The sequence below is a fragment of the Nostoc sp. FACHB-892 genome, from assembly GCF_014698795.1.
Lineage (GTDB): Bacteria > Cyanobacteriota > Cyanobacteriia > Cyanobacteriales > Nostocaceae > Nostoc.
In genome coordinates this window covers 22,304-45,150 of record NZ_JACJTR010000033.1, presented here as the reverse complement: position 1 = coordinate 45,150, position 22,847 = coordinate 22,304, and the positions used below count along the sequence as shown (strand labels likewise).

General features: G+C 41.8%; 20 protein-coding genes. 10 read left to right on the top strand and 10 right to left on the bottom strand.

Annotation, left to right across the window (positions count from 1 at the left end; genetic code table 11):
* Positions 1–32 precede the first annotated feature (32 nt).
* The 4 genes from H6G96_RS29560 to H6G96_RS29545 form a co-directional block, all read right to left on the bottom strand.
* Positions 33–2,675 carry a GAF domain-containing protein gene (locus H6G96_RS29560; RefSeq protein WP_190916226.1) on the bottom strand — a complete coding sequence of 881 codons (2,643 nt, stop codon included), beginning with the start codon at positions 2,673–2,675 and terminating at the stop codon, positions 33–35.
* Between the two features lie 165 nt (positions 2,676–2,840).
* On the bottom strand, positions 2,841–3,986 hold the full coding sequence (locus tag H6G96_RS29555) for a glycosyltransferase family 1 protein (RefSeq protein ID WP_190916224.1): 1,146 nt from the start codon (positions 3,984–3,986) through the stop codon (positions 2,841–2,843).
* Positions 3,987–4,217: 231 nt separating this feature from the next.
* On the bottom strand, positions 4,218–5,372 hold the full coding sequence (locus H6G96_RS29550) for an NAD-dependent epimerase/dehydratase family protein (protein WP_190916274.1): 1,155 nt from the start codon (positions 5,370–5,372) through the stop codon (positions 4,218–4,220).
* A gap of 164 nt (positions 5,373–5,536) precedes the next feature.
* A complete protein-coding gene (locus H6G96_RS29545) occupies positions 5,537–6,067 on the bottom strand; it encodes a hypothetical protein (protein ID WP_190916222.1) in 531 nt (176 codons plus the stop codon).
* A 255-nt stretch (positions 6,068–6,322) separates the two neighbouring features.
* Here H6G96_RS29545 and H6G96_RS29540 point away from each other — a divergent pair, with 255 nt between their 5' ends.
* The 7 genes from H6G96_RS29540 to H6G96_RS29515 all read left to right on the top strand — a co-directional run bounded on the left by H6G96_RS29540 (position 6,323) and on the right by H6G96_RS29515 (position 12,704).
* Positions 6,323–7,078: an FHA domain-containing protein gene (locus H6G96_RS29540; protein ID WP_242063436.1), complete on the top strand. Its 756-nt coding sequence runs from the start codon at positions 6,323–6,325 to the stop codon at positions 7,076–7,078.
* Between the two features lie 257 nt (positions 7,079–7,335).
* Positions 7,336–7,689, top strand: coding sequence for a hypothetical protein (locus H6G96_RS29535; RefSeq protein WP_190916220.1), 354 nt, complete (start codon positions 7,336–7,338; stop codon positions 7,687–7,689).
* A gap of 96 nt (positions 7,690–7,785) precedes the next feature.
* A complete protein-coding gene (locus tag H6G96_RS29530; protein WP_190916218.1) occupies positions 7,786–9,300 on the top strand; it encodes an AAA family ATPase in 1,515 nt (504 codons plus the stop codon).
* Positions 9,301–9,440: 140 nt separating this feature from the next.
* Positions 9,441–9,791 carry a DUF1257 domain-containing protein gene (locus H6G96_RS29525; protein WP_012407317.1) on the top strand — a complete coding sequence of 117 codons (351 nt, stop codon included), beginning with the start codon at positions 9,441–9,443 and terminating at the stop codon, positions 9,789–9,791.
* A 147-nt stretch (positions 9,792–9,938) separates the two neighbouring features.
* Positions 9,939–10,268 (top strand): hypothetical protein, encoded by a 330-nt coding sequence (locus tag H6G96_RS29520; protein WP_190916216.1) that lies wholly within the window; start codon positions 9,939–9,941, stop codon positions 10,266–10,268.
* Between the two features lie 193 nt (positions 10,269–10,461).
* Entirely contained in the window at positions 10,462–10,587 is a 126-nt protein-coding gene (locus H6G96_RS42500; protein WP_277932970.1) for a hypothetical protein, read from the top strand.
* A gap of 482 nt (positions 10,588–11,069) precedes the next feature.
* A complete protein-coding gene (locus H6G96_RS29515; protein ID WP_190916214.1) occupies positions 11,070–12,704 on the top strand; it encodes an ATP-binding cassette domain-containing protein in 1,635 nt (544 codons plus the stop codon).
* A 16-nt stretch (positions 12,705–12,720) separates the two neighbouring features.
* On the opposite strand, the gene H6G96_RS29510 is transcribed toward H6G96_RS29515, so the two are convergent.
* Both H6G96_RS29510 and H6G96_RS29505 read right to left on the bottom strand, forming a co-directional pair.
* The gene (locus H6G96_RS29510; protein ID WP_190916212.1) at positions 12,721–13,467 is read right to left on the bottom strand and encodes a gamma-glutamyl-gamma-aminobutyrate hydrolase family protein; all 747 of its coding nucleotides are present in this window, start codon (positions 13,465–13,467) and stop codon (positions 12,721–12,723) included.
* A gap of 179 nt (positions 13,468–13,646) precedes the next feature.
* On the bottom strand, positions 13,647–15,092 hold the full coding sequence (locus tag H6G96_RS29505; RefSeq protein ID WP_190916210.1) for an alpha/beta hydrolase: 1,446 nt from the start codon (positions 15,090–15,092) through the stop codon (positions 13,647–13,649).
* Positions 15,093–15,248: 156 nt separating this feature from the next.
* On the opposite strand from H6G96_RS29505, the gene H6G96_RS29500 reads away from it, so the two are divergent.
* The gene (locus H6G96_RS29500; protein WP_190916208.1) at positions 15,249–16,544 is read left to right on the top strand and encodes a S41 family peptidase; all 1,296 of its coding nucleotides are present in this window, start codon (positions 15,249–15,251) and stop codon (positions 16,542–16,544) included.
* 143 nt (positions 16,545–16,687) lie between these two features.
* On the opposite strand, the gene H6G96_RS29495 is transcribed toward H6G96_RS29500, so the two are convergent.
* Entirely contained in the window at positions 16,688–18,070 is a 1,383-nt protein-coding gene (locus H6G96_RS29495; protein WP_190916206.1) for a 1-acyl-sn-glycerol-3-phosphate acyltransferase, read from the bottom strand.
* Positions 18,071–18,332: 262 nt separating this feature from the next.
* Between H6G96_RS29495 and H6G96_RS29490 the strand changes: the two genes are divergently transcribed.
* Entirely contained in the window at positions 18,333–20,147 is a 1,815-nt protein-coding gene (locus H6G96_RS29490) for a proline--tRNA ligase (protein WP_190916204.1), read from the top strand.
* 282 nt (positions 20,148–20,429) lie between these two features.
* Positions 20,430–21,041: a GerMN domain-containing protein gene (locus tag H6G96_RS29485; protein WP_190916202.1), complete on the top strand. Its 612-nt coding sequence runs from the start codon at positions 20,430–20,432 to the stop codon at positions 21,039–21,041.
* Between the two features lie 78 nt (positions 21,042–21,119).
* Here the strand turns inward: H6G96_RS29485 and H6G96_RS29480 are convergent, their stop codons facing one another.
* The 3 genes from H6G96_RS29480 to efp form a co-directional block, all read right to left on the bottom strand.
* On the bottom strand, positions 21,120–21,467 hold the full coding sequence (locus tag H6G96_RS29480; protein WP_190916200.1) for a metalloregulator ArsR/SmtB family transcription factor: 348 nt from the start codon (positions 21,465–21,467) through the stop codon (positions 21,120–21,122).
* Between the two features lie 75 nt (positions 21,468–21,542).
* Entirely contained in the window at positions 21,543–22,100 is a 558-nt protein-coding gene (accB, locus tag H6G96_RS29475; protein WP_190916198.1) for an acetyl-CoA carboxylase biotin carboxyl carrier protein, read from the bottom strand.
* A gap of 109 nt (positions 22,101–22,209) precedes the next feature.
* Positions 22,210–22,767 (bottom strand): elongation factor P, encoded by a 558-nt coding sequence (gene efp, locus H6G96_RS29470; RefSeq protein WP_109012189.1) that lies wholly within the window; start codon positions 22,765–22,767, stop codon positions 22,210–22,212.
* Positions 22,768–22,847: the final 80 nt, after the last annotated feature.

Sequence of the window (22,847 nt, the reverse complement as noted above, 5' to 3'; positions counted from 1 at the left end):
GGGGCATTGGGCAAATGACGAATGACTAATGACTACTTACTAAGTATTGCCCAGACACCATCCCAAGACTTTAGAGGTGGCGTTTGTTGATAATTACGCGCCCGTTCTATGTAGATATCAACAGCTTGATCTTGGGGTTTGATGCATTTAGCAGCTTCAAAACAGGCGATCGCTTGTGAGAAGTTGCGCGATAAATAAGCTGATCGTCCAGTATGATAGTGAAATAAAAACTCTTGAGTGTTGGCATCTAGAGCGATGCTGCGATCGCCAATTAACTCGTAGATATTTACAGCCTCGTGTTTCCCTTTGACTCGGATTTTATCTAACTGACGCACCCAAATGCGATCGCTGCAAAGCTGGTAAGTAAATTCGCTTAGAATTATATCACAACCGTAATCCTTAGTTACCGCTTCCAAACGCGAACTTAAATTTACGCCATCTCCAATTACGGTGTAATCCATCCGTTTGCGAGAACCAATATTACCCGAAACTACTTCTCCAGAACTAATCCCAATGCCAATATGGATTTGTGGCTGCGCTTGAATAATTCGTCGATGGTTAAATTCTTCTAACCGTTGTCGCATATCTAACGCTGACTGCACAGCTCTCCAAGCATGATTTTCAGTTAGCGGTATTGGCGCACCAAATACCGCCATTAAGGCATCACCAATAAACTTATCGAGAGTGCCTTCACAGTTAAAAACCGCCTCCACCATCGTTTCAAAATACTCATTGAGCAGCAATACCACTTCAGCTGCACCAAGATTTTCTGTAAGTGTTGTGTAGCCACGGATATCAGAAAACAAAACGGTTACTTCCTTGCGCTCACCCACCATTAAAGCATCTTCCCCCAAAGCCATAACTTGCTCGGCTACATGGGGCGTTAGGTAGCGGGACATAGTAGTTTTCATCCGTTTTTCCTGGCTGATGTCTTCTAACACCACCAAACCACCCCGGACACCGCCTTCTGGGTTAGTTAGGGGATTGACGGTGAGATTAGTGCTGCGTTCTAATTTTTGCACCTCATCAGTGGTGAGAAATTCAGATTGGGGAGTGAGGGGTAGATTCCAGGGAATGAAAATATCGGGGTTAGTGCGATCACGCACTGCTAAAATTGAGTCCTGAGTCCTGAATTTTGATTCTTGAGACTCACTTTTAACTCCTAACTCTTCTCTACGAGATGCTGCGCCAACGGCAGGCTCAGGGCATCGCTCCTCACTCTTAAATTGAGAAATTCCCACTATCAAACTTTGCTCTGGTACATAATGTTTAGCTCCAGTTTTTAAACTATCTTCTAACCGCATTTGGAGATTTTCAATCGGTACAACTTCCCAAACTAGGCGACCAATCAAATTTTGTTCCCACAAAAGCTTATTGTTTTTAGTATTAGCGTCTCCTATTGGACAACCCAACAACTCTAGGGCTGCATCATTAATCGTCACAATGCATCCTGTCATATCCGTAGAAATCACAGCATCTGATAAACTTTGTAAAATGTCTTTTTGATACTGCTTTTCTAACAGTACATTTTCAAATAGGCGAGCATTTTCTAAAGCAACTCCTGCCTGGATATTAAAAGCCCGCATAAACTCTTCATCAGAAGCAGTAAAACTGTTTTGTTGCTTATTAATTAATTGTGTAACGCCAATTAATTCATTTGCAGAATTAAATAGTGGCAAACAAAGAATATTACGAGTTACATACCCAGTTCTTCTATCTATAGTCGGATCAAAACGGGGATCTTTATAGGCATCAGAAATATTTAATGCTTCACCAGTGGAGGCCACATAGCCAGCAATGCCACGGTTTGCAGGAATGCGAATTTCTATTAAATTTGTGCCATCTGCCGCCGCTGCAACTTTCGTCCAGAGTTCGCCCATCTCTTTACGATATAAAAACAGTGTGCTGCGGTCTGCTTGCATTAAAATTCGAGCTTGCTCCATGACTATCTGCAAAGTTGCTTCTAACTCCAAACTTTGCCCCAGTGTTTGAGTTGCCCGCAACAGAGCCGTTGCACCTCGTTGATTGCGAGCTGCTACATAAAAAGATTGGCAGCTTTCCAGAATAATCCCAATAGAAGCGGCGAAGTCTCGAAACCGTTCTTCATCATCATAATTAAACGGAACATTCCCGGTTTTATTAGCCAGTTGCACTACCGCTACAGTCTGGTTTTTGCTACTGAGAACAGGCATACATAAAATATTATGTATTTTGTAGCCCATTTGTTTTTCAAGTTCTGGGCTAAATAGAGGGTGAGTATAAGTCTCAGATATATTTAGATATTGACCTGTACTAGCAACATGACCGGGAATACCCGCTGTAATGGGAGTCCGAATTTCTAAGAACTTTTGGGTATTATCTTGAGGAACTTTTGACCACAGTTGACCTTTATCATAGTCAACTAAAAAAATAGCTGTGTGTTCTGCTTGCAGGATTTGACCAATTTTGAGGGTGATAGCTTCTAGCACCTTCTCCAACATAATTTCTAGAGTTTCATTATTAATCAGTTCAATGGCTCTAAGAAATTGCTGGAACTCAGCCGTTATGAAGTCGAGTAAGCAAACAAATTCATTAACAGATAAATCTTTAACACGACGCAGTAGGGCATGAGTACGATTAACTTGAGTCAATTCAGTTAATGTAGCCAAGACGCTGCCAGAGTTAGGGAGTGTCACGTCGCTTTGCTCCGAATTCAAAATTCAAAATTCAAAATTAATAATCCCCATAAATAAATGGGCTTGTATCATGAGTCTGTTTCGGTCATGGGAATTTTAGATTTTAGATTTTGGGCATTGGTTGTTATTAATTCTTCTCCCCTTGCTCCCTCATCTGCCTACTCCCTACTCCCTACTCCCTGATTTTGCCAACTTTTCAGAAAATATTACTTTTTGGTAGTAATCTTGTAGCTGCTTGGTGGCAGATGGCCAACCCCAAACTTCTGCTTCTTGGCGAGCATTTTGACGGATGATGTCTCGTTGTTGCTTTTGTTCTAAGAGGCGAACAGTAGCGGCGATCGCTCCTTGAACATCTGCTGTTGGCTCAAAAAGATATCCATTTACCCCATCTGTCACAATATCAGGAATCCCCCCGGAACGGGCTGCTACTACCGGACAGCCAGCTGCCATTGCTTCTAATAGTACTAAGCCTAATGTTTCTGTACGGGAAGGAAAGATAAAGGCATCAGCACTTGCAAAAGCAGAACCTAACTCTTGTCCCATGAGATACCCAACAAAATAAGTGTTTGTGCCAGCAAAGTGTTTTTGCAATGCTTCACGGTGGGGACCATCCCCAACCAATGCTAACCGCGCTTCGGGAATTGCTTCTAAAATTGGTTTGATGCGCTCAATTTCTTTTTCAGCAGAAAGCCGCCCCACATAAAGTAGCAATGGACTTTCTGGATGATTTTTTGATAGGCGCGATCGCATCTCTACACTAGCTAAATCCGGGTGAAATAATTCCGTATCCACCCCGCGTTGCCATAAATCTACACGTTCAATACCATGTGCTGTCAGTTCCTCCACCATTGCTGTGGAAGTACACAGATTCAAAGCTGCTTGATTATGAGCGCCTTTGAGCAGTTCCCAAAGAAAACCTTCCAGCATTCCCAAGCCGTAATGCTGGAGATATTGAGGTAAATGGGTATGGTAAGACGCTACTAAGGGTATTTTGAGGATTTTGCTATAAAATATCCCAGACAAACCTAAAACTGCTGGATTCACGACATGAATAATATCTGGCTTGAACTCTTCTAAGGCGTACCCAATGGCTGGGCGGGGAAGTGCCATTTTCAATTCTGGATACAATGGCAGAGGAAAGCCAGTAACGCCGTAAACTTTAGCCCCTTTGTGTTCTGTGATGCCTCCATCAGGGGCAATTACCAGCACTTGATTACCACTGCGCTGTAGATGGTCAACAGTATGGCGCAGGCGCGTTACAATGCCGTCAACCTTGGGTAAAAAGGTTTCGGTAAATAGGGCAATTCTCATATAAAACTATTCAGTCCAGGCAGATAATCTCAGCTTAGAGTGCATTTTGCTATTAAACCAGAGTAAACTGTCTCGCGTTCTGTAATCAATTCTGCATAGTCAAAATAACTGTAGTAAACGCAAATTTAGTAATAGCTGGACGATACGCCTGATAAATAATAACTAATTGGTCGTCATATTGTGCTAAAACATGACGACCAGTGTTAAACCCACGATTTACTTGGGTTTATCCTAATTTCTGTGCCAAGAGACTTTGGGCAGAATTTGTTTGTGATCAACTCGCGTCTGATACTTGATGGCAAAGTTTAACAGAGAATCGAGTAAAGAATCAGAAAGTAAGTGAGGCTGTAAACCTAAATCAAGCAATTTAGTGTTTTTAGCGTTGAAGTAATGTTCTTCTTTCTCGACTCTAGGGTTATCTAGGTGATTGATTTCTACACTCAATCCCATAGCGTTACCAGCTTTTTTCACCATCAATGCCAAGTCGCCGACGCTGAATTGTTCGGTAAATTGGTTAAATACGCGGAATTCACCAGCCTCGGCAGGGTTAGCGATCGCTAATTCCACACATCGTACTGTATCCCGAATATCCAAAAATCCGCGAGTTTGTCCACCTTTACCGTAGACAGTTAACGGATGTCCAATCGCTGCTTGAATACAAAAGCGGTTTAGTGCAGTACCAAACACACCATCGTAATCCAGCCGATTAATCAATAGTTCGTCCATCCCCGTTTCTTCGGTTAAGACGCCATAAACTACACCCTGATTTAAATCAGTTGCCCGCAATCCCCAAATCCGGCAAGCAAAGTGGATGTTATGACTATCATGGACTTTGCTTAAATGGTACATCGAACCGGGCTGCTTGGGATAAGGTAGGGTATCCTTGCGTCCATTGTGTTCAATGGTGATATACCCTTCTTCGATGTCGATGTTGGGTGTACCGTATTCACCCATCGTCCCCAGCTTCACTAAATGACAGTCGGGGAAATCTTCCCGCATAGCGTACAGCAAGTTCAACGTACCAACTACATTATTGACCTGGGTAACAACTGCATGTTCTCGGTCAATCATGGAAAATGGGGCCGAACGCTGTTCACCAAAATGCACCAGAGCATTTGGCTGAAATTGCTGTAATGTTTTATGGAGAAATTCGTAATTTGTAATATCGCCGATGAACAAATCGATAGATTTACCCGTCAAATCTTGCCAGCGCTGGAGACGTTGTTGAATTAGTGCGATCGGAGTGAGAGTTTCGACTCCAAGTTCATTATCCCAATGCCGCCGCACCAAACTATCTAAAATTCCAACTTCATAACCTCGATTGGAAAGGTAAAGAGCAGTTGCCCAACCGCAATATCCATCACCACCAATAACCAGGACTTTCATCTTCACCAGTTTTTACTCGCTGATAGCTAAATCTATCAGGTTTCTGTACCCTCTTAATCATCATTCTGAGAGAGATGTGGATTTAGGGAGCAGAGAGCAGGGGAAAATGGTAGAAAATAAACGGAATTATTCTAACTCCTAACTCCTAACTCCTAACTCCTCACTCAAGACTTCGGAATCCGATACTGCTGGGCAATGTAATAAAACAAACGATAATAATCTTGAAAATCTTGGCTCTTGCTTCGTCCCTGCCAGTAATATTTCACTTGACCCTGAGTTAGTGTCAGTGTCATCGAACCTATTTGTTGATTAACTTCTACAAGCAGCACTCCAGATATTCCTTGGGCAGTTTGAAAGTTGGGTTTGAGCTTTTTCACAGGCTCTTGTTCTGTAACAATCGAATTTGGTAGCTGCTGACTTGCCCAACCCCGAATTTCTACGGTGTTATTTTGTGGTGAAATAAACGCAATCCCATCATCATTTTCTGGGGCTGCTAAAGATGTCCAGTTACTCGGATATGGAAATTCAAAGCCGTAACGGGAGTTACTGTAAGTTTTCCAGGTGATAGCTCCGGCGTTAAAATTATTTGCAGTACAACCCCATAAGATTATTAACAGGGCAGTAACTCCGCTAACGCTGGCGGCAAACCTATAAATTCTTGGCCCCAAACTATAGATTTTATTAGCAGTAGCCATTTACATTACACATTTTGCCAAAGTCACTGATTTTATAGAAATACTAAAAACTCAGATCAATACCTTCGCCAATTTACGAGTTATTCCCGAATCCGTAAACTGCTGAATAAACTGCACCAAAAGAGCGCTTATTAAAAATTCAATATTTTTTCAGGATATTTACGATTCTCTTTTGAGTTCTCAGTAGAGGAAGCTCAAAGTAAGTACTTTATCACACAAGTCCTGTACAGTGCATTTCAGACAGTTGAGGTAACTTTGGAGCTTTTTCACTTCCAAACCAACACACCTTTGCAATTTCCACCAAATCTTTCTGTAATTTGCATCGGTAAGCCAAACGACCAAAAACCACCAGATATTGATATTTCTGGCTTACCAAATTCGGATGTGGTATCTCGCATCCACGCGCAAATTTGGGTGAATGGAGATGAATACCATATCACCGATTTGGGCAGTTCTAATGGTACGTATGTTAATGGTGCGAAACTTCAACCTCAAGTTTTTTGTCCACTGCATCCAGGAGATAGAATTTCATTTGGGCAGGGAGACAAAATAACTTTCATGTTGAGGGTGCAGCAGTACTCTGCATCTGCCACAAAAAATCCTACACCAAACTCCACGCCAACAAAAATTACAGCACCTACCACCAGTAAAGAAGAGGAACAAGTAATCCTTGTTAGTAAGCTTATTGGTTTAGGACTCATCCTAGCAGGCATTACATTTTTAAGTACAAGTATTTATGTGAGTGTCTACTTACGCAGCACACCTGGAATTTTGCTGTGTATAGGAGGTGTAGTAGCTCTAAATTGGGGTGGGCGCGATAATCGGAAATTAGGATGGGTGTTGATTGGGATAGGAATTGCTCTATTCATCGCTAGTGGTGTTGTTATCGGCTCTGCATCCCTTTTTTCCCTGCTGATGTCATTCGCTGGTATCTCCTGTGGATATCAGTTGTTTACAACCGGAAAGGTGTTCAACTTTAACCCGCTGACGCTCAAAATAGTTAAAAAATAAGCCAAGTCAGGTACTCTTAGCTTTATCGTTGAATTAGCGATCGCTAATTCCCATTGAGGTTTCAGGATTTAAGTCTTAAGTCCTGATTAATTCTGAAAGGCTTGTTCTGAGGGATTTATCACTCAATAAACAGCATTTCAGCCTCAGATGTAAACAAATGTAACAAAAATAGCGTCAAAACGTTTTACTGTCTTGACAACCAATAGAAAAACCGATAACTTGATATACATACCCGGGTAAGACCGTTAAAGAGTTATATGCAAACGCAAACTAAGCAAAAGGTCACTTTGTATTTATCGCCAGAGTTGCACAGAAAATTGAAGATTCGTTCAGCAGTCGATTCCGAACCAATGTCAGAACTTGCAGAACGTGCCCTTGTTTTTTACCTATCTAATTCAGAATTGGTTGACGAGGTAGAAGATTCTTCTTATGGGCGGACTCATAGAGTTTATTCATGCCCAACTTGTGATAGCTCGTTAGTCTTACGTGATGGGGAACTAGTTACTTTGGGCAATCAAGCAGGAGTAGTTGGTCAAGAGCATCTTTCCATTGATGAAATGGATGAAGATGAAACCCATCCCAAGGGTGAGGAAGAATTAGTTCCTTGCTAGATAAATAGAAATCATGAATGAATAATTCATAAATCGGTTGTCTTTACCAGAAGCAATGTCTCTACTGTCTCTATAAGGTCTCAAGTAGGTCGAAGTATGAACCAAGAGCTCAAGATCCTAATTCAAGCTCAATACCCTTTAATCTACCTTGTGACCTCCGAGGAAGAGCGGGCCGAGCAAGCAATTTCCACAATCGCCCAGTCAGAGTTAAAGCCCCAGCGCCGAGTATTTGTTTGGACAGTAACACACGGAATTGTGGAGTATGGTCAGCCTCGGAATGTTACCCAACACAATACCGTGTCTCCAGAGGCGGCGATTGAGTGGATAATTCGCCAGAAAGAACCCAGTATATTTATTCTTAAAGATTTACATCCTTTTATTGATGCGCCTGCAACAAACAGATCGTTACGTGATGCGATCGCTAGCTTTAAAGGTACGCAAAAGAACATCATTTTGATGTCTCCAATGCAACAAGTGCCTATAGAGTTAGAAAAAGAAGTTGTTGTTATCGATTTTACACTGCCAGATATGGCAGAGTTAAATAAAGTACTGACTCAGCACGTAGACCAAAATCGTGGTCGGCGGTTGACAACAGAGGCTAGAGAAAAGCTTCTCAGGGCAGCTTTAGGTCTAACTAAAGATGAAGCTGAGAAAGTCTACCGAAAGGCGCAGGTAACTACAGGGCGTTTGACGGAAGATGAAGTAGATATCGTTTTATCTGAGAAAAAGCAACTAATTCGGCGCAATGGAATCTTAGAATACATTGAAGAAGATGAAACCATTGATGCTGTAGGTGGCTTAGAAGAGTTAAAAAGATGGCTCAAACAACGCTCTAACGCTTTCACAGAAAGAGCAAGAGAGTATGGTTTGCCTCAACCGAAGGGGATGTTAATTCTAGGAGTTCCCGGTTGCGGTAAGTCATTAATTGCCAAAACTACTTCCCGGTTGTGGGGTTTACCACTACTGCGGTTAGATATGGGGCGAGTCTACGACGGCTCAATGGTGGGACGAAGTGAGGCAAATCTGCGAAACGCCCTGAAAACAGCAGAATCTATTTCCCCAGCGATTTTGTTTATCGATGAATTGGATAAATCCTTTGCTGGTAGTGGAGGTTCATCTGATTCTGATGGGGGGACTTCAAGCAGAATCTTCGGCTCTTTCCTCACATGGATGCAAGATAAGAAATCACCAGTGTTCGTGATGGCAACTGCCAACAGAGTAGAACGTTTACCTGGCGAGTTCTTGAGGAAAGGACGCTTTGATGAAATTTTCTTTGTGGATCTGCCAACACCAGAAGAACGGCAGGATATTTTCAATATTCATCTGACCAAACGCCGTGAAGACATTTCTCGATTCGATCTTGAGCAACTAGCCAAGATGTCTGATGGCTTTTCTGGAGCAGAAATTGAGCAAGCGATCGTTGCGGCAATGTATGAAGCTTTTGCCCAAGATCGGGAGTTCACCCAACTAGATATTATTGCTGCACTGAAGGCAACATTGCCGCTGTCTCGAACGATGCAAGAACAAGTAACGGCTCTGAGAGATTGGGCCAGACAGCGCGCACGCCCCGCAGCGTCCTCCGTAGCTGAATATCAGCGAATGGAGTTCTAAAAGCTTTCCTCTGCCATCCCAGGGGGAAAGGCTAGCTCTGAATGCTAGCAGTTTAAAAAAAAGCCGCATCCTGCTAACGCGGCTTCGCCCAAAACAAACCGTTGTCGTTTTTCTCAATCTTCTCACTGGAGGAAACCCAAATGTCTCACTTTAGCACCCTGCGTACCAAAATCACCGATGCCGAAATCCTCAAGGCTTCCTTGCGCGACCTCGGTATCAGCGTAAAGACTGAAGCTGATGTCCGTGGTTATAACGGTCAGCGTGTCCGTTCTGACATTGTAGCTATGTTGGATGGCGAATATGACCTCGGCTGGTCTCGCAACAGCGATGGTTCTTTTGACCTAATCGCTGACCTGTGGGGCGTTGCTAAAAAGCACAACCAAACCGAGTTGATCAACTCCATCAACCAAAAGTATGCTGTTAACAAAACTTTGGCTGAAGTAAAACAGCGCGGTCTGCAAAACGCCAATGTGAAGTTGGTATTGCAATAACAATTTCTCTGCGCGTTCCCAAAGCTGCACGGGTTAACCATATAAATAGCGGTTAGCCCGCTTTTTTATCGGGACTGAGATGTATTTCTCAGTCCCGATTTTTATCTAAATTTTAAATTCTTAGCTTTAAGATTCAAGGATAACAAAATGGCGCAACTTCAACTAACATATATTAAAAATAAACTTAATGAAAAATTAATAAGCTTAATTGATATGTCGGATTACATAAAAAAAAATGAAGAGGAAAGAAAAAAAGCTTGTTTATCAAGAAGTTATGCTGCTTACAGCTTAGTAAGTCTTGCCTCTGCTTCCGAAGAAGAAACTGCACAAGCAATTGTTGATGGTTTTAACGATAATGGAATTGATGCAATTTATTATGAAGAACACAAAAATACTCTTTGGTTAGTTCAATCCAAATGGATTGAGTCAGGGAATGGAGAACCTAAGACAGGTGAAAAGTTATTGAAAAAACCCTAGAAGCAGTTTATGCCGAGTATCCAGGTAAAATAATTTACCAAGTATTTAGAAATTTAGATAAACATAGAGTATTAAAAGAGAAAGTTTTAGAAATTTTTCCACTCAACATTTGAAACAATCTGAGTTCCACGGATTTAATTAGATACTATTGCAAATACTTCTTAGTATATAAACTTTTTTTGCAGTTATTCTGGTGTCACTTCACAGCGATCGCTCAGATTTACAAACCCTGATGCAGGTATATCAAGAAGGACTTTTAAGAAAAGCCACTGCGTTAAGCGAAGCTGTCAAACGTGGGTTGATTGAACCCTTAAGCTAGTAATCCCACATTTTTAATTACGTTTCTGGAATCCCGTGCTACCATAATGTAGCTAGAATCAAACCTTAATACGCCTCAGATAGCTGAAATGAAGTAGTAGCAAAAACCCTTGCTTATAAGCAACAGGGACTGACAAAAGAATTTTTTGGTTTTAAGCAATATCTCACCACTTTTGGAATTAGTGTTCCCTTCGGGTTGGCTAATTTCCCTACGGCAGGAAACGCGCCTGTAGGAATAGACTTACCGCCCGTCATAGCAAGGTGACAAATATTCACTTTACTAAATAGAAGCATGGATTGCTTTCATTCACAACTCTTCTCCTTATAGGGAAGAGAGAAGAAGTCTAGTAGTCTGTCGCATTAATTCAGGACTTACGCAACCTCAACGGTATTTTGAGGATTTCACATATTGCAGACCTCCCAACCCTTCCCTAGATTGGGAGGCTATGCGTAAGCCTATAATTTTAAAGGAGTTTGGAAAGAATGCAGAAAAAATCAATATTGTTAGCTGAAAACTTAGGCTATGAACTTAGCTCAACTAGGACTTTATTTAAAGGTGTTCATCTCAGCATTGCAGAGAACGATCGCATTGCTTTGGTTGGTTCTAATGGGGTAGGAAAATCAACTCTCTTAAAAATTTTAGCTGGTCAACTCAGTCCCACAACGGGTTTTATTACGCCTCAAAGCACAATATACTACTTACCTCAAATCAGCACTATCAAACAGGAAATCAAAGCAGACACAGTTCTTGATTTTCTGAGTTCTGTTTCTGAAGAATGGTGGAATATTGAGGCAATTCTGGAAACACAATTCAATACCACGCTTGACTTATCCTTACCACTATTCAATCTCAGTGGTGGAGAACTCACAAAACTATTCTTGGCTATTGGTTTAGCGCAACAGCCAAAAGTGTTGCTATTAGATGAACCAACTAACCACATGGATTTGATAGCGTTAGAAAGTTTAAAAAACTTTCTCAATAACTTTGAAGGAGCATTTGTCATTGTTTCCCACAAACCATTTTTCCTAGACCAACTTACAGATACAACTTGGGAACTCACGCCAGAGGGAGTTCAAGTTTACGGAGGTCATTTTTCTTTATATCAAGAACAAAAAGAAACAGAGTCAGAAGCAGCATTGCGATCGCATGAAGTTGCTAGAAAAGAACTCAAACGTGCTAAAGCCTCAGCACTACAAGAACAGCAAAGAGCAGCCCAATCCCGCAAAACAGGTCAGCGACTAGCGGGTAGCATTCCTAAAATTGTAGCTGGGGCAATGAAAAGAAAAGCAGAGGTGACAGCAGGAATTGCAAAACAAAAACATGGAGAAATTGTTGAGAAGGCAACACAGAAATTTACAGAGACAAAAGTCAGAACGACAAAGGCTACAAGTATTCAATTGGAACAAAGTAGTCAAAAACGGAGAAATCTCATTGATATTCAGGGTGCAAATCTTTGGGTAGGCGAACGCCTGCTGATTGAAAATATTCAGCTTCATATTTCTTCGGGCGATCGCATAGCCATAGCTGGTGCGAATGGTTCTGGCAAATCAAACCTAGCAAAAGCTATTTTGGCAACATTGGCAACAGATAACGCAACAGATGTAACAAATAAGTTATCGATACTTAGAGATAACACATCCGCTATGCAGGCTTCAACATCCACAACTAAAGCTGTATATCTCGACCAAGCTTACGAAATCGTCAATCGCCAGCAGACAATTATCGAAAATATGCAAACTGCCAACCCCAATCTTAGCTATCAGCTTTTGCGCCAACAGTTGGGACACTTCTTATTTAAATATGATGATGTCAACAAACCAGCATCGGTGTTGAGTGGGGGTGAATTAGCAAGGTTAGCGATCGCTATAATCAGTATTTCCAAAATCGATCTGCTGATTCTTGATGAACCAACAAACAATTTGGATATCGAAACCGTTAATCAAATGGTAGAAGGTATCAATGAATATCAGGGTGCGCTTTGGGTAATTTCCCACGATTTGGATTTATTAAGTCGCATTGATATTAACAAAGCTTACAAGTTGAGCGAACAAACCTTGCAAATGACCACATATCTACCTAGCGAACCCGAACAATACTATCAAGAATTGTTGATTTAGCTTTCCAAAACCTACACTAGCCGCAAGCAGTTTTTGGAGGAAGCGATCGCGCAGCCTCAACAAAAGCTTGAAAAATTTTTTGATGATTAGGATCAGAAATTGAAAGCTCAGGATGCCATTGCACACCAATTGCCCAAGGATGATGTTTATGCTCCACAGCTTCAATTACCCCATCACCTGGAGCATGACCAACAATCTGCCAAGAAGATGGTACTTTATCTACTGCTTGATGATGCCAAGAAACTACAGATATATGAGAATTCTGTACACATTTAGCTAGACGGCTTTCTACATCTATTCTGACAAGATGTTCTGTCGGTAAGCGTCGTCCAGGTTCAGGCTCTAGACGATGTAATGTAGATGTACCGTAGACATTTGGAATGTGAGGAATTAGAGTACCCCCACAAATGACGATAAGAATTTGTAAACCCCGACAAATACCAAATATTGGCAAATGGCGTTCAAGGGCAAACTTGGCAAGCTGCAATTCAAAAGCATCACGTTCGCGATCAACAGAATAAATAGTAGGATGAGCAAAACCGTTGTAGCAAACAGGGTCAATATCTCCGCCGCCAGAGAGAATTAATCCATCCAAAGAGTCTAGAACTAAGACAGGGTCACTTTCCCCCGGTGGTAACAATATGGGAATACCACCTGCGGCACGGACTGCATTTATATATTCGCTTGGTAGAGAAAATGGTAATGCTGCAAGGCGACCGTAAGTTGTAATGCCAATCAATGGTTTTCGAGATTTTCTACTCATTTTGATGCTATTTCAGTATTTCGTCTAATAGGTTGGTTGCAGGTTGTACCTTAGTCAGTGGTGCTTGCGATCGCTGTAAGCACCAACTAGACGTACTAGACTGCTCACCCCAGTCGTGAGTTTCTCCATCAAATTGTTAAAGCAGGGAATGTTCGAGTAGAAATAGAAAAATGAAAAATTTATGATAATGGAAAGGCAGATGCTAATACCCAACCAAAAAATAAAGTACTACCAATAGCATAAGCCCAAGCATTATTCAGTAGCCCAGAACAAAATGAAAAAATCGCCATAAATACAGGAAATAATGGCAGTAAAAGGTAAATAAAGCTTAGTTGTGGCAGAAAATAAAGCACTAGAATAAAACCACCAATTAAGACTGTGCTTTGTCCTAGCCACCACAAAGTTCGCTGACCAAAATTAAGATTTTGCTGTGCCACTCCAGAAGCTAAAAACCAAGGAAAACAAGCAACTGCCAGGATAGGAAAAATTTGCAAACGTGCCGCGGTTAACCACCACTCTAACCATACTACCTGTGCCATTGCCCCAAAACCAACTGATAATATGATAAACAAGGTAATGCCAATTACCAAAGCTCTGGCTGATGGCAGTTGTAGTGGTGCCATAGCAATCAGCCAACTTAAACCTGCTACTCCAAACCAAATACTAACTGCTCCACCTACTAATACTCCACCCAAGCCATCAATATCGCTTACCCGATTGATTAACATGAGTATACCAGTAGCTACAAAAGGTGCTATTAATAAACCCATCCAGCTTTTTAACTGTCCTGTTTTGTAAGTAATAGAAGATTCAGCCAAAATAGGGGCGATCGCTGCAAGCAGAGTTAACCATGCCAGCAAGTGTAAAAAATACCACAGCATTCTGTAATCAACATAGTTACTCTGGTTGTTTATCCCGAAGGTGCTATTAAGCCAATCTTTAGCAGCCTGATGACTAGAATGGCGAAACAAAATTGTAATATGTTCGGCATTGGGGATAATAACTAACTTTCTTGCTTTACCCTGAGCAAAATTGTAATTTTCTCCACCACCAGCCTGGAGTAAACCCTTTGCATTGCCAACAAATCTATTTTCCCAACTTCCTGCCTGTAATAAGAGGTTTCGGGGTACATTTGCTGTAATTGACGCGCCTGTAGGTGAGACTGCTACAGTTGCAGCATAGCGCAAAGCCTGATTGATAGCGGCAGACATTACAGCACCACTACCCATTGAGTGTCCTAATGTGGCCAAACGTGATTTATCTACCTCTGGCTGCTCTACAAGTACTGTATATGCAAGATTTAAATTCTGCTGAAGTGAGTTTTTTTCTAGAGGTTTGGTATTAGCAGCATGGCTATCAAAATCCCACAGCATGGTAGCATAACCTGCATGAGCCAAAGTGTAGGCATAAGCAAGCATTAATTGTTTAGAGCCTGCATAACCATGTGCAATTAAAACACCAGGAACATTTTGAGCATTCTTTGGCGCTACATATAATAACGGTATCTGTTGACGTTCCATCTTGCGTACTACAAGAGAAGTCTGCACCCTAAGTACACTCCACCATGAAAGAGCAATTAACACTAATGCAATAACTGCTAAGACTAAACGTAGGCTTTTTTTCATATTTTAGCGTTGCCAGTAATCACAAACATTTCATTTGTTGCATTATCGCAAAGATAAATATTCAGTGTACAAAAATTCAAAATAGTACAAACGTAACTAATAACTAAGAATTTTCATCACTTGTGATGAAGTTGCTGATTTAAGAGACACAAGAACATGAGAAAATTCCAGCTTACTTTCTTAAAACTTTCAGCTAGAGTATTTATTTTAAGTATTTCTCTTTTGCTTATAATGTGGTTGAGTTCGCCGCTTCTGCCAATATTAGCAAAACCAGAAACTCAAATTTTTGAGCAAGTTTGGCAAACAGTAAATGATAACTTTTACGATCCCAACTTTAATGGAGTAGATTGGAAGGCTATTAAAAAACAATATCAACCTCAGCTAATAAAAGCTGACTCAAGCAAAGATGCTGCTGTTGTGCTTAATCAAATGCTTTCTCAGCTCAAATCTTCTCATACTCGGTTTTATACTCAAGACGAACCTGCTTACTATCAGCTTTTAGGAATTTTCCTACCTCAAAGTCCTGACTTAAATAAGCAATTAAAACAGTTTTTACCCAAAGGGAAACTTGAATACACTGATATTGGCTTATTCACCAAAGATATCAATGGCAAAACATTTATTAGCTCTATTCTTGATGGAAGTCCTGCTGCGAAAGCTAGCTTAAAGGTAGGGGATCAAATTTTAAGTGTTGATGATTATCCATATCACCCAATACACTCTTTTGCTGGAAAAGCAGGGCAAAGTGTCAAAATGTTGATACAGCGATCGCCCGAACCGAGCAGCCAGCAAGAAATTGCTGTCGTGCCAAAAATTTTTGATCCTAGCACGATGTTCTTGCAAGCTCAGACAGCCAGTATTAAGCTAATTGAGCAAGCTGGTAAGAAAGTTGGTTATATTCATATATGGTCAAATGCAGCAGACCCCTATCAGCAACAACTTCAAGATGAACTGATTTATGGTCGCTTAAAAAATGCAGACGGTTTAGTTTTAGATTTAAGAGATGGATGGGGTGGAGGAGATGTTAGTTATCTCAATATGTTTACTGCCAAACATGATCTCAGTGTCACTAACATTCCACGAAACCAAAGCCGTTATACCTATAACTATCAATGGAAAAAACCTGTAGTAATGTTAGTGAACTCAGGCAGTCGTAGTAGTAAAGAAATTCTGGCGTTTGGGTTTCAACAAAGTAAGATTGGCCCAGTGATTGGAACTCAAACGGCGGGAGCCGTACTTGCAGGCCGTCCTTATTTAATGCGAGATGGCAGCTTACTTTATGTTGCAGTTACGAATGTATTTGTAAACGGCAATCAAAGGCTAGAAGGTAAAGGCGTAATACCAGACATTAATATTCCATTTCCCCTAGAATATGCCCAAGGAGTAGATCCTCAAAAACAAACAGCGATAGAAACTGTGTTACAAGCAAAATTCCCACCAATAGATAAATAGCTTAAAATGCTTCTAGAGAGCTAAAACTAATTTCTTCTGTTTATCGATGAGTTTGCTTGCTAGGTTACTAATGTGAGGTATTTACTCTTCCTCATTTAAATTGCAGATAATGGTAAGGGAGAGGAATAGTCTCACCATCATAATCAAATCAATCCTTCTAATGCGTGCTGCAAATCATTCGTCACATCAGCAACAGCTTGTCTAGCAGCCAAGCGATTTTCTTTATACGCCGGATAATGCTCAGAGATAGATATGGGTTTACCCACAGTAATTTTTACCTTTTGCTGACCCAATTGCGGACGCTGTATACCTTTATCGCCTTTGATTTTAGCAATCATTTGCCATAAAATTAAAGTCGTCTCAGCAAACCTTTCTACCGTTGGTTTTTCACGAATATAATTACCAGATACTGCCACAAAACTTTCTACTAGACGCATGTGCCACATCCGCGCATTCGCTTCTTCAGCCACGCGATCGCCCAAGGCTCTTTCTACAGCAGATATACCTTTTACATCTTTAAAATCTTCTCTAAATATATAATTCCACCCTGCTTGTTCTACTCGCCGACATCGGTCACTTAATGTACCTTTTGACTGTAAATCAAAGTACTGTTCTGATATTAGTAGTGCCGCATTCAATAAAGCTTGTAAACGAACTGCTAACGCTTTATTTCTATCTTCGATTTCTCCGAATAATGTTTTGGCATCTGGCAGCTTTAGATGATAAAACCGCGTGTAAAATTTTTCCATTAGTGAAAGTAAATGTTCTGCCAAGGTTAATAATCGCGGATAAAGCGACTCTATAGAAGCATTTTCTGCTGAATTGACAGGTAAACCACTAGCCGCTTCCAATTCACTTAAAAGATTTGCGATCGCACCCCAAGGAGCATCAACGTAACTATATTTAATCCCAACTGGTACAATTAGAACCTGTTCGGGGCGTTCAGCTTTGTGCAAGTCTTCAGCACACCAGAAGCCTAATTGGGCAATACCGGGTTCCAGGGGGCTGATATTTTCCGATAAACCATTAGTTGCACCCTCTGGCGCAGCAGCCATCGGGAATTTCCCATTGGCAAATAAGTCACGCGCCGAACGTAACCCTGTCCAGTCAGCCTTACCTCGCTGAATTGGAGTCCCACCTAAATGAGAAGCAATCCAGCCTACATGGGAACCTGCCCACAAAGGAATGCCGCGATCGTAGATAAAATGAGCGTGAATCGGAAATTTTAGCGCTGTGTTTTGCGATCGCGCTATCTTTGGTACAAGCTGAGACAGCAAGTAGGTCAAACAAAATGGATCGTCTGTTTTAGGATGGCGAAATGCCAGCATAAAACGGATTTTACCCTCCTGAAACTGGCGATAGAGATCCACCAGAACCTCTACGTTGTCTGCTTCAATTTGGGTAATAGATGTTTGCCAATTTATCCAACTGGGTAGCAACAGATGGACGGCTCGTAGAAATAAGGGGTTAAACGCCGGAGGAATAAATTCTAAGGGTGGCTGTGCTTGATAAATTACATCTGCCAAGGTAGTTTTCTCCTAAAGGGACTGGGGAGTGGGAGTAGGGACTGGGGATTGGGAACTAGTATTTTTTACTCAGCACTTTTTCAAGTAAATCTCCATATACTTCTTACATAAAGAAGGATGCAAATCTCTCTTGTTTAGCCCTTAGCCCCTAACCTGTAGGTAAAAATGAAAAAGAAATAACACTGTGTACTTTGTACTTCATCCTTAATACTTCATACTTTAGTTGACATAGAAATTAGTGATCAAAGAAAGGCTATAAACGATGCGACTGTCACAAATGTTATTCGTTACACTCCGGGATGATCCAGCTGATGCTGAGATTCCTAGCCATAAATTATTACTCCGTGCAGGCTACATTCGTCGCATCGGTAGTGGTCTTTATGCTTATTTGCCTTTGATGTGGCGGGTGTTGCAAAAAGTTTCCCAAATTGTGCGGGAAGAAATGAACGCTACAGGCGCACAAGAATGTCTCCTACCACAATTACAACCTGCTGATTTATGGAAAGAATCGGAACGCTGGGACACTTATACCAAAGCTGAGGGGATCATGTTTTCCCTAATTGACCGCCGTGAGCAACAATTAGGATTAGGCCCAACTCATGAAGAAGTAGTCACAGCGATCGCTCGTGATATGATTCGCTCTTATCGCCAGTTACCACTGCACCTCTACCAAATTCAAACCAAATTCCGCGATGAAATTCGTCCCCGCTTTGGTTTAATGCGCGGACGGGAGTTTATCATGAAGGATGGCTATTCCTTCCATGCCGATGAAGCCAGCCTCAAAGAAACTTACCAGGATATGTATAAGGCGTATAGCAATATGCTGCGGCGTTCTGGTTTAGCTTTTCGGGCAGTGGAAGCTGATTCTGGTGCAATTGGTGGTTCTGGTTCCACAGAATTTATGATTTTGGCGGAAGCTGGTGAAGATGAAGTTCTCTACACTGAGGACGGTAAGTACGCCGCTAACGTAGAAAAGGCTGTTTCTTTACCAATTGATGCCGAAACCTCACGGTTTACAACCTACGAAAAACGGGATACACCTGGAACAGAAACGATTGAAAAGGTCTGTCAACACCTCAACTGTTCTCCCACTCAATTAGTGAAAAATGTCCTTTATCAGACAGTTTATGATAACGGTATAACGGTGTTAGTTTTGGTGAGCATCCGAGGCGATCAGGAAGTTAATGAAGTTAAGTTGCAAAATGAATTGACCAAAGTAGCTCCTGAATATAGCGCTAAAACTATTATTAGTTTGAATGTGCCAAATGTAGAAGCGCAGCAAGCATGGACAGCTAAATCTCTGCCTTTAGGCTACATTGCGCCAGACATCGCAGATGAGTATATTACCGCCAACAAACAGATCCATCCCAAGTTTTTGCGCTTAGTGGATCAAACAGCCGTTGATTTAAAAAACTTTGTTACAGGTGCGAATGAAGCTGGTTATCACGTAGTTGGTGCTAATTGGGGTGAGCAATTTGCACTACCAAGACGAGTAGTAGATATTCGTAAGTCAAGAGCAGGCGATCGCGCCATCCATAATCCAGAACAAACCTTACAAAGCGCCCGTGGAATTGAAGCAGGTCATATCTTCCAATTAGGCACTAAATATTCCCAAGCGATGGGAGCAACTTATACCAATGAACAGGGTGAAGAAAAGCCGCTAATTATGGGTTGTTTTGGCGTGGGTGTATCACGACTAGCACAAGCTGCCGTAGAGCAATCTTACGATAAAGATGGGATTATTTGGCCAGTTGCGATCGCACCTTTCCACGCGATCATCACAATTCCTAACATTAAGGATGCTCAACAAATTGAAATCGCCCAAAAACTTTACACAGAACTCAATCAAGTGGGAATTGAAACCCTACTAGATGACCGCGATGAACGGGCTGGAGTGAAATTTAAAGATGCTGACTTGATAGGCATACCTTATAGGATTGTAACCGGGCGGGCGATCGCTAATGGCAAAGTTGAAGTTGTAGAAAGAGCAACCCGCAACTCTCAAGAAATTATCATTGAGGAAGTTACAGCCACACTCAAACAGTGGATTACCGCCGCTATCCACGTAAAAAATTAAACTTCAACATTTACGCAGAGGAATCAATACTTTACTTAGCGTTCCTCTGCGTTGTAAATTTCATCTCTAAAAAGAATGAGATTTACATAATTTGGTAGGTGACGGATTAGAAATAGAAATTCTAAACTTAAATCAGGGACTTGCACAACTAAAAATAATTGCCTTTTGAGGCATAAAGTCTCCTCTAGATAGTGGGAAACTCTTCAGTTACAAGTATCGTCGTTAACCAGGCTGCTCCCCATATAACTACCATATCAGCCCTCAGTCAGGAAGGTTTTGAACATGAAAGACCAACAAGGATCTAATCGTATTTCTTCAGGCGCAATTGCGGCCGTTTCAGCAGTGGTTGTAGCGGTGGGTGGCGGTGTGGCTTGGTTTACTTCCCAATCCAACAATACTCCCACACCTCCAAACCCCTCTGGGCGCATCGAACAGCCAGCACAGCCATCAACTAGACAGCCAGCTAATGAGCAAACCCCTAATGTTTATTGGCTCAGATCAACAGACAAAAATGTTGCTTTAGTCCCTCAGCCTGTTAGAGTCGCTTCTATACGACCCAACCAGCCATTAGAAGCAGCTTTCCAAAGTTTGTTGGCAGGGCCACCAGAAGGGACAGATTCCACAACTATCCCCAAAGGAACCAAACTTTTGGGGCTGAAGACGGAAAATGACGAAGTTCACGTTAATTTATCTGAAGATTTTACCAGTGGTGGCGGTAGCACATCAATGATGGGTCGCGTGGGACAAGTTGTTTATACTGCGACAAGTTTAAATCCCAAAGCCAAGGTGTACATTGATGTGAACGGCAAACCGTTAGATGTTTTGGGTGGTGAAGGCGTAGAGTTACAACAGCCACTAACTCGTGAAAGCTTTGAGAAAAATTATCCGCTTTAAAAAAGTTAGGAGTTAGAAGTTAGGAGTGAGGAGTTTTAATTCATAACTCATAACTCATAACTCATAACTTTCATAGAATTACCGTTTACTATTTAATACACGAAAATTACGGGCTTGTTCTTCTAACCTTGTGGCAAGACGATCGCAAACCCGATTACACAAATCAAAAATCATTTCATCTTCCACCCGGTAATAGGCGCAAGTTCCTTCACTGCGGCGGCTAAGGATACCTGCTTGCCACATTACCTTCAGGTGTTTTGACACATTTGCCTGAGAAGTCTGTGTTGCCTCTACCAACTCTTGCACGCATTTTTCTTCATCCCGTAATAAGTGGAGCAGCCGCAGGCGCATCGGCTCACTTAACAGACTGAAGTATTCAGCTACTTGTTGCACCACTTCTGGCGGTAAAGGCAACATTTGTTTCATCAGGATTAACCCGCAAGGACTGAAGTTTTAACGATGACTCATTTAGGATGACTCATTTCATATATAGATTAATACTTAATCAGGGTTAATTCGCATCAAAGGTTGACCATATTCTACAGCGTCGCCATTTTGGAGAAGAATTTCCATCACCTGTCCAGAGACTTCGGCTTCGATTTCATTCATCAGCTTCATGGCCTCAATGATACAGACTGTTTGACCCTTGCGGACGCGATCGCCCACTTCCACAAATGCCGCTTCCCCAGGTGCAGGAGCGCGATAAAACGTTCCCACCATTGGGGAAGGCACTTCTACTAATCTCTGGTCAATGGTTGAGGGAGGATTTACTGACAACTGCAATTGTGTGCTAGTACCAGTATTCTCAAACACACGAGATGTAGATACCTCCGTTACCTGACTTGCGTTCATCTGGTTTCCTCCAGATGAACCCGATGTCAGTCCCGAACCTACCACACCGCCTAAGGTCGGTTGACCTACTGACAAAATCTGATTGCTGACGCTCACAGCCTTACGGACTGTTAGTTCAAAATCATCGCTTTTGAGCGTGACTTCTGCAATATCTGTTTGTGCGATAGTTGCCAGTAGTTGGCGGATTTCATTAAAGTCCAATGGCACAGTTTTTATTACCTCGACCTATCCGTAAATTAGCATCTTAAGTGTGGCAGGGATTAAATCCCTATGTAGGGATTTCCATCGGGAACAAGCATCTCCGTAGAGATGAAAGTTATTCCCTGCTGATATACTTATCTTCCTGGGTATCAACTTTGATGCGTTCTCCTTGAGAAATAAACAAAGGAACCATCACAACTGCACCAGTTTCTAGAGTTGCTGGTTTTGACCCACCGGTAGCAGTGTCACCTTTTAAACCTGGATCTGTTTGTACAATTTCCAGAACCACAGACTTAGGCAATTCTACTCCCAGCACCTGGTCGCCCCACTTAATAACTTCAGCTTCCATACCTTCCTTCAGGTATTTGACGCGATCGCCAATTTGTTCGCGGGTCAATCTGCCTTCTTCGTAGGTTTCCATATCCATAAAGACGAACTCATCGCCCTCTTTATAGGTATGCTGCATCGTACTTTTTTCTAGAGTGGCTTGCGGCACTGTTTCCCCAGCCCGGAACGTTTTTTCCATCACGCTCCCACTCTGGACATTTTTTAACTTAGTTCGTACAAAGGCAGAACCCTTGCCTGGTTTGACGTGCAGGAATTCAAGCACTCGCCATACAGACCCATCTAATACAATTGAAACACCGGGTCGAAAGTCGTTACTGGAGATCATGAAGCTTTCAAATTTTGGAAGACAATCGGCATTTATTGTACCCTTCTAGAGTCGTCATTGGGCATTTGTCATTTGTCATT